10 protein-coding genes and 1 pseudogene are annotated in these 11,217 nt (G+C 72.9%); 2 read left to right on the forward strand and 9 right to left on the reverse strand.

Going from position 1 to position 11,217, the window contains the following annotated elements; genetic code table 11:
• Positions 1 to 40: 40 nt before the first annotated feature.
• The gene (locus ABZ192_RS17540) at positions 41 to 1,003 is read left to right on the forward strand and encodes an LLM class F420-dependent oxidoreductase (RefSeq protein ID WP_356925365.1); all 963 of its coding nucleotides are present in this window, start codon (positions 41 to 43) and stop codon (positions 1,001 to 1,003) included.
• A gap of 115 nt (positions 1,004 to 1,118) precedes the next feature.
• On the opposite strand, the pseudogene ABZ192_RS17545 reads toward ABZ192_RS17540, so the two are convergent.
• A pseudogene (locus ABZ192_RS17545) lies at positions 1,119 to 1,520 on the reverse strand (SDR family NAD(P)-dependent oxidoreductase); the annotation flags it as partial.
• Positions 1,521 to 1,526: 6 nt separating this feature from the next.
• The gene (locus ABZ192_RS17550; protein WP_356925366.1) at positions 1,527 to 2,030 is read right to left on the reverse strand and encodes a phage holin family protein; all 504 of its coding nucleotides are present in this window, start codon (positions 2,028 to 2,030) and stop codon (positions 1,527 to 1,529) included.
• 48 nt (positions 2,031 to 2,078) lie between these two features.
• On the opposite strand from ABZ192_RS17550, the gene ABZ192_RS17555 reads away from it, so the two are divergent.
• Complete coding sequence (locus tag ABZ192_RS17555) at positions 2,079 to 2,426, forward strand: VOC family protein (protein WP_354746164.1); 348 nt, start codon at positions 2,079 to 2,081, stop codon at positions 2,424 to 2,426.
• A 17-nt stretch (positions 2,427 to 2,443) separates the two neighbouring features.
• On the opposite strand, the gene ABZ192_RS17560 is transcribed toward ABZ192_RS17555, so the two are convergent.
• The 7 genes from ABZ192_RS17560 to ABZ192_RS17590 all read right to left on the reverse strand — a co-directional run bounded on the left by ABZ192_RS17560 (position 2,444) and on the right by ABZ192_RS17590 (position 11,209).
• Entirely contained in the window at positions 2,444 to 3,004 is a 561-nt protein-coding gene (locus tag ABZ192_RS17560) for a GNAT family protein (protein WP_356925367.1), read from the reverse strand.
• Positions 3,005 to 3,068: 64 nt separating this feature from the next.
• On the reverse strand, positions 3,069 to 4,865 hold the full coding sequence (locus ABZ192_RS17565; RefSeq protein WP_356925368.1) for a CocE/NonD family hydrolase: 1,797 nt from the start codon (positions 4,863 to 4,865) through the stop codon (positions 3,069 to 3,071).
• A 136-nt stretch (positions 4,866 to 5,001) separates the two neighbouring features.
• Complete coding sequence (locus ABZ192_RS17570; protein WP_356925369.1) at positions 5,002 to 5,934, reverse strand: LD-carboxypeptidase; 933 nt, start codon at positions 5,932 to 5,934, stop codon at positions 5,002 to 5,004.
• On the reverse strand, positions 5,931 to 7,898 hold the full coding sequence (locus ABZ192_RS17575; RefSeq protein ID WP_356925370.1) for a prolyl oligopeptidase family serine peptidase: 1,968 nt from the start codon (positions 7,896 to 7,898) through the stop codon (positions 5,931 to 5,933). The genes ABZ192_RS17570 and ABZ192_RS17575 overlap by 4 nt, the downstream gene beginning before the upstream one ends.
• Positions 7,899 to 7,901: 3 nt before the next feature.
• Entirely contained in the window at positions 7,902 to 9,215 is a 1,314-nt protein-coding gene (locus tag ABZ192_RS17580; RefSeq protein ID WP_356925371.1) for a M20/M25/M40 family metallo-hydrolase, read from the reverse strand.
• Positions 9,208 to 10,041 carry a M55 family metallopeptidase gene (locus ABZ192_RS17585; RefSeq protein WP_356925372.1) on the reverse strand — a complete coding sequence of 278 codons (834 nt, stop codon included), beginning with the start codon at positions 10,039 to 10,041 and terminating at the stop codon, positions 9,208 to 9,210. Before ABZ192_RS17585 ends, ABZ192_RS17580 begins: the two co-directional genes overlap by 8 nt.
• 76 nt (positions 10,042 to 10,117) lie before the next feature.
• Positions 10,118 to 11,209 (reverse strand): GDSL-type esterase/lipase family protein, encoded by a 1,092-nt coding sequence (locus ABZ192_RS17590; protein ID WP_356925373.1) that lies wholly within the window; start codon positions 11,207 to 11,209, stop codon positions 10,118 to 10,120.
• Between the last annotated feature and the right edge of the window lie 8 nt (positions 11,210 to 11,217).

Consider the following 11,217-nt stretch of genomic DNA (forward strand, 5'->3'; position numbering starts at 1 on the left):
GTGCGGGATACGGACCGCCGACGTCGCGGAGGCACTCCCCATGACCGAGTACGGCTACTTCCTGTCGTGCGAGCAGTACGGCCCCGCCGAGCTGATCGAGCAGGCGCGGATGGCCGAGCAGGCCGGCTTCCGGGCGCTGTGGATCTCGGACCACTACCACCCGTGGAACGACGAGCAGGGCCAGAGCCCGTTCGTGTGGTCGGTGATCGGCGCGCTGTCCGAGGCGGTGTCCCTGCCGGTGGAGACGGCGGTGACCTGCCCGACCGTGCGGATGCACCCGGCGGTGGTGGCGCAGGCCGCGGCGACCAGCGCGGTGATGACGGAGAACCGCTTCCGGCTGGGTGTCGGCTCCGGTGAGGCGCTCAACGAGCACATCCTGGGTGACCACTGGCCGCCGGCGCACGTCCGTCTGGACATGCTGGAGGAGGCCATCCAGGTGATGCGCCGGCTGTTCACCGGCGAGGAGGTCAATCACCACGGCCCGCACTACACGGTGGAGAACGCCCGCCTCTACACGGTCCCGGACGAGCCGATCCCGATCGACATCTCCGGCTTCGGCCCGGCGGCCACGCAGCTCGCCTCCCGCGTCGGCGACGGCTACATCACCATCGAGCCGGACGAGGCGATGGTCGAGCAGTACCGCAAGGGCGGGGGCGGCGGAAAGCTCGTCAGCGGCGGCACCAAGGTCTGTTACGACACCGACGAGGACGAGGCCGTACGGACCGTCCACCGGCTCTGGGCGAACGAGCAGCTGCCCGGCGAGCTCGGCCAGGTGCTGCCCTCCCCGAAGCACTTCGAGCAGGCGCAGCAGCTGGTCACCGAGGACATGGTGCGGGAGAACCGGGTGTGCGGCGACGACGTGGACGAGCACGTGGCCGAGCTGAAGCAGTTCGCCGACGCGGGCTTCGACCGGGTCTACGTCAACCAGATCGGCCCGGACCTGCGCGGTTTCTTCGACTTCTACCGCACGAAGGTGCTGCCACAGCTCGACCAGGCCGTCTGAGGGAAGGCCGGGGATCCGATCACGCCGGCCTGGGACTCCACGATCGTGCTGGTCTGCGAGGTGACGGCGGGCGACGCGACCGGCACGGGCCGGACGTACGCCCGGCGGTGGTCGGCGGCAGCATGTGGCGCAGGGCCGCCCGGGTGCCGAAGACATAGCCCAGGTAGGTCACTTCCGTCACGCGGCGGAACTCGTCGGGGTCGACCTCCGTGAACGGAGCGAAGACCCCGGTGAAGGCGTTGTTGACCCAGACGTCGATGGGGCCGAACGTGTCGACGACCTGCTGGGCGGCGTCGTCGACGGCCTTCGCGTCGGAGACGTCCACGCTGATGGCGAGGGCCTCGCCCCCGGCGCGCCGCACGTCGTCGGCCGCGGCGGCGAGCCCTTCCGTGCCCCGGGCCAGCAGGGCGACCCGGTCGCCGCCGGCGGCGAAGGCCCGGGCCGTGGCCCGTCCCACGCCGCCGCTGGCCCCCGTCACGACGACGACGCGGCCGTGGGGTGCTTCTGCCGTGCTCACTGCGGATCACGCCCCGCGGGGAGGAACGTCGGGTTCGTCCGTCGGCCGCGGGGGCACGGCGCCAGGGGCGGGCCCACCGGCAGCGCCGGCGACCGGTCCGGCGGCGGGCGGGGCCGGCGGCACGGGCGGCACACCGCCGGGCACTCCGGTGCCCGGGCCGGTGCTGCTCTCGTGTCCCGGCGTCATGCCGGCCGCGTGCGCCGGGCCCGGCGGGGAGGCGGACGGCCGGGCCATGCCGCGCAGCACGTACGCCAGGGCGCCCAGGATCACGGCGGTGATCAGCGCGGCGGCCCAGTCGGGCAGGCCGAGGGCGAGGGCCAGTCCCACGGCGAGCGCGAGGGCCGCGCCCGCGTACAGGGCGAGGGCGCCGGACGCGGCGTACAGCGCGGCCTTGCGGCGCTGCTTGCGCGTCTGCTCGCGCAGTTCGTCCCGGACGGTCTCGCGCGCCACCTGTGCCAGCTCGTCGACCAGATGCTTGTCCAGATGCTCCAGGTGATCCAGCGGCTTCATACCCGGCCGGGTACCCTCGCCCCCTCGCGCGTAACTAGGCTCGTCCCCATGGAGATTCTGGGTGCCACACTGCGCGTCTGCGTCGACGACCTCGAGACCGCGATTCCCTTCTACGAGCGGCTGGCGGGCGGCAGAGCCCAGCGCTTCGAACGGGGCGGTGTCCAGGTGGCGGCGATCGGCTGCTTCCTGCTGATGAGCGGTCCCCCGGCCGAACTGGAGGTGCTGCGCAAGGTGGCCGCCACGATCGCCGTGACGGACGTCGAGGAGACGCACAAGGTGCTGACCGAGCTGGGCGCCCACATCATCGCGGGGCCCATCGCCTCCCCGGCGGGCCGCAACCTGATCGTCCTGCATCCGGACGGGTCGGTCTACGAGTACGTGGACCGCCAGGCGTGATCCCGGCCGGGGCCTGCTCAGCGCCGCCCCGGCTCCTCGATCATCTCGGCGGTGATCGCCCAGCGCTCGTGGTCGCGCCAGGCTCCATCGACGAAGAGCATGTTCGGCGAGAAGCCCTCCAGGCGGAATCCGCGGCTGCGGGCCAGGGCGATCGACGCGGCGTTCCGGGGCTGGACGTTGATCTCCAGCCGGTGCAGCCGCATCGGGCCGAAGGCGTACCGCACCACGAGGTCCAGCCCTTCGCGCATCAGCCCCCGCCCGGCGGCGTGCGCGAAGGCGCCGTAGCCCAGCGTCCCGCACTGGAAGCCGCCCTCGACGATGTTGTTGATGTTGATGAACCCGGCGATGGACCCGTCGGCCTTCTCGCAGACCAGGAAGCCCGCCTTGGACGGGTCCTCGATCAGCCGGCCCACGTACGCGGTGTACGCGGGTGAGCTGTCCGGCGGGAAGAGCCAGGGCTGGTGCAGGTCCTTGCTCTCCCGGGCGCGGGCGGTGAACTCGGCACCGTCCTCGTAGGTGAAGTGGCGTATGCCCACCCGGGGGCCTTCGGCGAGGTAGCGGGATGCGTTGTGCGGCACCCCGCCACAGTAACCGCGCCGGCGGTGTCCCTTCAGAACCCGACGGCCTCAGGACCCGACGGCCTCAGGACCCGGCGACCGGCAGCCGGAGCACGCCGGGCTCGCCCGGTCCGCCGACCACGGTCACCGGCTTGGTCCCCCGGTTGCCGAAGTAGGCGTCGTCGCTCGCCGCGATCACGAACCGCAGCCGGTGCCCGGTCTCGTACCGGTGCACGACGCCGGGCAAGGTGACGGTGAAGCTCTTGGTCACGTCGGGCACCCGGACCGGCGCGACCAGGCGGCGCACGAGGGTGCGGGTGCCGTCGGGGGCGACGTCGTAGATCTTGGCGAAGAGGACGAGCTTGTCGGCCGCGTCGGCGGAGTTCTGGGTGCGTTCGGCCTTCGGGGAGTGCACCTTGAGGGTGGCCCGGGGCGCGCCCACGACGTCGAGGGGGCGGACCAGCGGCTCGCTGGTCCAGTCGAGGTAGGTGCCCTTCGTGTCGCGCGGTGGTGAGTCCCGCAGCCCGATGAGCCCTGCCAGCGAGCTCTCCGAATGGCTCGTGGGGATCAGCCAGTTGGTGTAACCGCGCGTGCCGCGGGCCACTTTGCCGCGGTTGTCGACGAGCTTGCCGTCGCCGGAGAGGTACAGGGTGCGGTTGAGCGCGGGGAGGCGGTCGGCGGTGGCGTAGGTGCGGTCCGGGTCGGTCACCCAGTCGCGGTAGTAGGCGAAGGCCGGTCCGGTGTCGACGTCCGTCCGCTTGCGCAGGTGGCGGTCGAACCAGGCGAGGACGCGGCGGCCGACGTAGCTGGTCTCCAGGTTGCCCTTCGACAGGTCCAGCTCACCGGCGGCTGCCGGGCCGGTGAGGCCGCCGCTGTGGCCCCAGGACTGCCAGATCATCTTCACGGGGGTGCCCTGGGCCCGGAGTGTCCGGTACGTCGCCGTGGCCTCGTTGAGGTTGAAGAGGGTGTCGGCCTGGCCCTGGACCAGCAGGGTGGGCGTCTTGACGCGGTGCAGGTAGGACGCCGGGGAGACGCGGTGGGCGAAGGCGAGCAGCTCGGCGGTCCGGTCGGCGGGGTAGCTGCCGGAGTTGAGGGTGTGGACGGTCCGGCAGGCCTGGGTGACGAAGTGCAGACAGGCCAGGGAGTTGATGCGGGAGGGGCCGAGGCTGGGCTGGAGCAGGGGCTGGCCTTCACCGATGAGGTAGAAGCCGTTGGTCCACTGCCACTTGAAGACGCCGGGGACGCCGGCGCTGCCGACGGCGTTGTTGGGGTCCAGCGAGTACGCCAGGTCGTTCCAGGTGATCATGGGGACGAGTGCGTCGAGGCGGTGGTCGACGGAGGCCGTGGCGAGCTGGACGGCGCCGCCGTAGGAGCCGCCGATCATGCCGACGCGCGGGTCGCCGGGGGCGTCGAGGGTGACGAAGTCGGCGGTGGTGCCGTCGTCGGCGGCGCGTTTGCCGCCCAGGAAGTCGACGAGCTGCGCGGCGGCGGCGCCGTCGATGGCCGGGTCGTCGAGGGAGACGAGGCAGCCGCTGCGGCCGAAGCCGAGCCCGGAGTAGACGAGGGAGACGTAGCCGCGCCGGACGAAGGCCTTGCCGATGGTGTCCGTCGAACCGTCCGACTTGCTGCCGCCGAAGCCGTTCGTGCCGAGCACGGCGGGTGCCGGGTGGTTCCGGTCCACACCCGCGGGGCGGTACAGGTCGGCGTCGACCGTGCAGGAGCGGCCGCCGGCCTGGACGGTGAACTTCAGCGGGGTCACGGTGTAGGGGTCGGCCGCTGAGGCGGGTGGGCCGAGGGCGAGGGGGGCGGCCAGGGCGGCGCCCAGAGCGAGAGCGAGGGGTGCACGGGTTCTGGGCACGCGTCGGGACACACGGACCTCCACGGTGAGGGGGAAAGACAACCTGGACAACCCGGATACCGACCAGTAGGTACTGGCCGGTAGTCATGGTGTGACACGTGTCAAGGGCCGTCAATCACCGAACCAAGGGTTTCTTGACAGGATTTCAGTAGCGGCGTGCTCAGCTCAGGGCCGGCCCGTCGAGCGTCAACGTGCCCGTGTCGGCGTCCAGTTCGGCCGGGACACCGAGCGGCATCGTCAGCGCGCCCTCGCCGTGCCCGAACCCGAACTCCTCCACGACCGGGACGCCGAGGCCGCCGAGCCGGTCGGCGAGCACCGGGCGCAGCTCCTCGTACGGACCGCACGCCGCCCAGGAGCCGAGCACGATCCCGGCGACTCCGTCCAGCCAGCCGGTGCGCAGGAGTTGGGTCAGATACCGGTCGACGCGGTACGGGCTCTCGCCCACGTCCTCGATCAGCAGCAGCCCGCCCCGGGCACCGGCGAGGGCGTGCGGGGTGCCGAGGTCGCTGGCGAGCAGGCTGAGGCAGCCGCCCAGGGTGACGCCACGGGCCCGCCCTGGCACCAGCGCGGTGCCGCCCGGGCACACGGCGGTGACGGTCCGCACCGACTCGGGCTCGAAGAGCGTCGCCCGGAGGTGTTCCTGCGCCCGGGCGTTCTTGAGGAAGTCGACACCGGCCGCCGCCGGTCCGTACAGGGTGGCCAGTCCCAGGCGGGTGGCGAACGCCTGGTGCAGGACGGTGATGTCGCTGAACCCGGCGAACACCTTCGGGCCCGCCGCCCGCATCGCCTCCCAGTCGAGCAGGTCCACCATGCGCTGCGCCCCGTATCCGCCCCGGGCGCACAGCACCGCGGCGACGGCCGGGTCGCACCAGGCGTTCTGGAGGTCGGCGGCCCGCTGGGCGTCCGTACCGGCCAGGTAGGCGAACTCCCGGTGGCGGCCGAGCACATGGGGTGCCACCACGGGGTCGAGATCCCAGCCGCGCAGCACGTCGAGCCCGGCCTGGAGCCGCGCCTCGGGCACCGGCCCGCTGGGCGCGACGACGGCCACGCGGGCGCCGGGGCGGAGTCGGGGCGGTCGCAACAGAGGTCTCACTTGTCGAGCTCCAGGGTCGGGACGCCGGGCGGGTTCAGTCCGAACACCTGGGCGTACAGGGAGAGTTCGGCCTCCAGGGCGCGCACCATGGTCTCCGCCCGCCGGAATCCGTGTCCCTCCCCCTCGAAGGCGAGGTAGGCGTGCGGCACCGGCCGGTCCCCCAGCCGGGCCAGGAACCGCTCGCACTGGACGGGCGGGCAGATCACGTCGTCCAGGCCCTGGAGCAGCAGGAACGGCACGTGGAGGCGGTCGGCGTGGGTGGCGGGTGAGCGCTCCGTGTAGCGCGCGGGCACGTCGGCGAGCGGCCCGATCAGGCTCTCCAGGTAGTGCGACTCGAAGTCGTGGGTCTCGCCCGTGCCCCAGCCGGTGAGGTCGAGGATGGGGTACTTGATCGTGCCGCAGGCGTAGACGTCGGTCGTGGTGAGCGAGGCGGCGGCGGTCCAGCCGCCCGCGCTGCCGCCCCGGACGGCGAGCCGGTCGCGGTCGGCGGTGCCCTCGTCGGCGAGGGCGAGGGCGACGGCGGCGCAGTCCTCCACGTCGACCACGCCCCACTGCTCGCGCAGCCGTTCGCGGTAGGCGCGGCCGTAGCCGGTGGAGCCGCCGTAGTCGACCTCGGCGACGCCGATGCCGCGCGAGGTGAAGTACGCGATCTCCAGGTCGAGCACGAGCGGCGCGCGTCCGGTGGGCCCGCCGTGCGCCCAGACGACGTACGGCGGCAGTTCATCGGCGGGGGCGACGCAGCCGGGGTGGTGCGGCGGGTAGACGTGGGCGTGGATGTCGCGTCCGTCGGGGCCGGTGAAGGTGCGGATCTGCGGCTCGGGGTAGTACGCGGGGTCCACGGCGTCGTCGTGTTCGGCGCCGATGACGCGGGCGTGGCCGGTGCGGGTGTCCAGCTCGACGACCTCGTAGGCGCTGCGCGGGCTGGCCCCCACGGCGACGACCCGCTCGCCGTGCGCCGCGAGGGTTGCGGCGAACTCGGTCCAGGGCCCGGCCGCGTCGACGACCTCGGCGGTCTCGGGGTCCAGGACGCCGAGGGCGGTGGCGCCCCGGCCGTGCACGACGGCGATCAGACCGCTGTCGAGGGGCGCGAACCAGCGCATCCCCGGTTTCCACAGCGCCCCGGCGAACTCCTCCTCGCGCGGGCACACGGGCTCCCCGTCGAGGTAGAGGTTCCACCAGCCGCTGCGGTCGCTCGCGTGCAGCAGGCGGCCGTCGTGGGTGAAGTCGGCCTGGGCAATGGACTCTTCCGGCCCGCCGGCGACGGTCCGGGCGCCGTGCAGGGTGCCGTCCGGGCCGACGTCGGCGAGGAGCAGTTCGGTGCCGTCCCACGGCATGCGCGGATGGTCCCAGGCGAGCCAGGCGGCCCGCCGCCCGTCGGGCGACAGCTTCGGCCCGGTGACGAACCGGTGCCGGTCGTCGGTGAGTTCCCGTACGGCGTTCCGGTCCCGGACGGCGGAGCCGTCCAGCGGTACGGCGGCCAGGACGCGGCGCACATCGGTGGGTCCGGGGCCGGTGAACTCCTCCAGCACGCACCACACCTCGCCCCGCTCGGGCCGCAGTTGCGGCTCCGCCCAGCGCAGTCCCGCGCCCACGTCGGACACGGGCGTGAGCGGACGCGGCTCGCCGCCCGGCTCGTACCGGTACAGCCGCTGGTCGGTGAAGTTCACGAACACCACCAGCGGGCGGCCGTCGTCCTGCGCGAGGACCGCCCACGGGTGCCCGCCGTACTCGATGACCCGGCTGCGCACGTTCCACGGCGCGGGCAGCAGCGACTCCTCCGTACCGTCGGCGTGCCGCCGCACCAGGGTGCGTCTGCCCGCCTCGGCGGGGCGCGGTTCGGTCCACCACACCTCGTCGCCGACGAACCCCACGTACTCCGGGTGCCCGTCGTGCGCGGCGGCCAGGGCCGCGTCGATGGGCGAGGGCCACGACCCGTACGGCAGTGTCCGCACCGTCTCCCCCACCCCCTAGGCCGTGCGCAGGAACCGGTCGAGCACGCGGACGCCGAAGTGCAGCGCCTCGACGGGGACCCGCTCGTCGACGCCGTGGAACATGGCGTTGTAGTCGTAGCCCTCCGGCAGCTTCAGCGGTGTGAAGCCGTAGCCGGTGATGCCGAGGCGGGAGAACTGCTTGGCGTCCGTGCCGCCGGACATGCAGTACGGCACCACGTGTCCCTCCGGGGCGAACTCCTGGACGGCGGCCCGCATCCGGGCGAACGTCGCCGAGTCCACCGGCGCCTGGAGGGCCACCTCGTGGTGGTGGAACTCCCACTCCACGTCCGGCCCGGTGAGCAGGTCGAGGGTCTCGCGGAACTCGTCCTCGCCGCCGGGCAGGTACCGGCCGTCCACGTGCGCCACGGCCTCCCCGGGAATCACGTTGATCTTGTAACCGGCGTCCAGCATGGTCGGGTTGGCGCTGTTGCGGACGGTCGACTCGACGAGCCGGGCGGCCGGTCCGAGCTTGTCGAGCAGCCGGTCCACGTCGGTCAGGTCGGGCTCGATGCCGTACAGGGCGGCGAGTTCGGTGAGCGCGGCGCGCACGGTCGGGGTCAGGCGCAGCGGCCACTCGTGCTCGCCGATCCGGGTGATCGCGGCCGCGAGCCGGGTGACCGCGTTGTCCTTGTTCACCTTGGAGCCGTGCCCGGCCCGGCCGCGCGCGGTGAGCTTCAGCCAGGCGGTGCCCCGCTCACCGGCCGACAGGGGGTAGATCTGCCGCCCGGCGCCGTCGTGGAAGGTGAAGGCCCCCGACTCGCTGACGCCTTCGGTGCAGCCCTCGAACAGCGCGGAGTGGCGGTCGGCGAGGAACCCGGAGCCGTCCTCGGCGCTGGCCTCCTCGTCCGCGGTGAACGCGATGACGATGTCCCGCCGGGGGCGGACGCCCTGGCGCGCCCAGGCACGCACCACGGCCAGGATCATCGCGTCCATGTTCTTCATGTCGACGGCGCCGCGCCCCCAGACGACGCCGTCGCGGATCTCCCCGGAGAACGGGTGCACGCTCCAGTCGGCGGCCGCGGCGGGAACGACGTCGAGATGGCCGTGGAGCAGCAGCGCGTCGGCCGAGGGGTCGGTGCCCTCGACGCGGGCGACGACGTTGGTGCGGCCCTTGGTGCGTTCCAGGAGCGTCGGCTCGATGCCGGCCTCGGCGAGCCGCGCGGCGGCGTACTCGGCGGCGGGCCGTTCCTGGCAGTCGCCCCCGCCCCGGTTGGTGGTGTCGATCCGGATCAGGGCGGACGTGAACGTCACGACCTCGTCCAGCGCCTGCCGGTCCGGCTGCTCAGCCATACTGCTCCTCCACCGCGGCCGAGACGATCGTGGTGACCGCCTTGAAGGCGCGGATGCCCTCGTACATGGTCTCGCTCGTGTAGGCCACCTTCCGCTCCCCGATCCGGTCCACACCCGGCACGACGGTGGCGGCCATGGCCAGGTGCTCGGCGTCGAACTCCACGGCGACGGTGAACGGGCCGCCGCGCACGGGTTCGTGACGTACCGCCAGCGAGGCCGCCTCCTTGGCCGCAGCCCGGATGTCGGCAGCGGTCCTGGCGGGCGTGCGGCACACGGCGGCGTACCGCGAGACGTGGTCCTTCACGGCGACCTTCAGCGCCTCGGGCGCGTACCCGAGCGCGTCCTCGCAGGCGACGTCGTCCCCGGTGACCAGCACGACCGGCACCCCGAACTCGGCGACGACATGGGCGTTGAGCAGCCCCTCGCTCGCCGGTACGTCGTTCAGCCACACGCCGGTGATCTGGTTCGCGAGGTAGGTGTGCGCGAGGACGCCCTCCATGCCGGCGCCCGCGTGGTAGCCGACGAACGCGATGCCGTCCACGTCGCCGTGCTGCACGCCCTCCACCATGGACAGCGCCTTGTGCCGCCCGGTGAGCAGCTGGGCCCGTTCGTCCAGCTGCTCCAGCAGCAGATTGCGCATGGTCCAGTGCGCCTCGTTGATGACGACCTCGTCGGCGCCGCCGTCGTGGAAGCCGAGCACGGCGGCGTTGACGTCCGAGGTGAGCAGCGAGCGGCAGCGCTCCCACTGCGAGGCGCCCGGCAGCACGTCGTCGGGCCAGGTGACGCCGGTGGCGCCCTCCATGTCGGCGCTGATGAGGATTCTCATGACGAGCCGTCCCCCCGGATGGAGATCTTCATGGTTCGTCACGTTACGCGCTGCGGGCGGAACCGGCTACGACATGTCACCACCGTATCGGCAGGTCGGTGATGAACGCGGTGAGCCGGTCGGCGAGCAGGCGGTCGTCGCGGGCCGAGTAGTGCCAGTGGCAGCCCGTGTAGTCCAGGCCCGTGTCGTCGAGGCGCCAGTAGCGGACCCGGCGGTCGCCCGCGCCCGCGCGTTCCTCGACCACCTGCTGGACGTGTCCGGCGAACGGGCCGGCGCCGACGGCCAGGAGGGTGGTCCCGGGGCCGTAGCGCGCCCGCAGCTTCTGCAGGAAACCGCTGTAGGCGCTCCGGTAGGCGGCGGCGAGGCTCTCCTGCGTCCACGGCTCGCCCGGGTTGACGGGGGTCGAGAAGTCGTTGGTGCCGAGGTGGACCACCACCAGCTGCGGCCGCCAGGTGCCCGGGTTCTGCCAGACGTCGCCGGGCGCGTTCAGCAGCGCGCGGTCGTAGAAGGTGCGGTAGTTCACCTCCGGCGTGCCGCCGTTGTAGTTGCGGACCATGCCCAGGCCGGAATACGCGTTGATCTGGTAGTCGGCGCGCAGACGGCGGGCGGTGAGGGCGCCGTAGCTCACATCGGCGTTCGTGGTGCGGGCGACCTGCTCGCCGGTGCAGTCGCGGGAGGTCGAGAGGTTGCCGTAGCCCGCCGTGAGGGAGTCGCCGACGAACTCGATCTGGCGGTTGCGCGCGGCCGGTCCGCCGAGGACGGCGCCGCCCGGCGCGGCGACGAAGCCGCCGAACGAGCTGGTGCTCCAGGGGGTGTCGTTGCGCTTGACGAGCCGGACGGTGTGCACGCCGTCGCGCACACCCTTGATCCATTGGGTGGTCCTGCCCGGCGTGACGAGGGTGGCGACGGTGGTTCCGTCGATCTGGACGTCGTAGTCGGCGGCCGGGTCGTCGAGCACGACGCCCACGCCGGTGCCGCGGAACCGGCCCTCGAAGTACACGCCGGGCCAGCTGTACTGGAGCACGTCCCCGGCGTCCTTGACCCGCCCGGCGGTGTGCACGCTCGCGCGCACCCCGTCCCGGTCCGGCGGGGCGGCGGTGGCGACGGCGGGCGGACCGGCCAGCGCCAAGGCCGCCGTCGACGCGACCAGCATCCGTAACCAGGGCATCGGCATGA

The organism is Streptomyces sp. NPDC006235 (assembly GCF_040613735.1).
GTDB lineage: Bacteria > Actinomycetota > Actinomycetes > Streptomycetales > Streptomycetaceae > Streptomyces.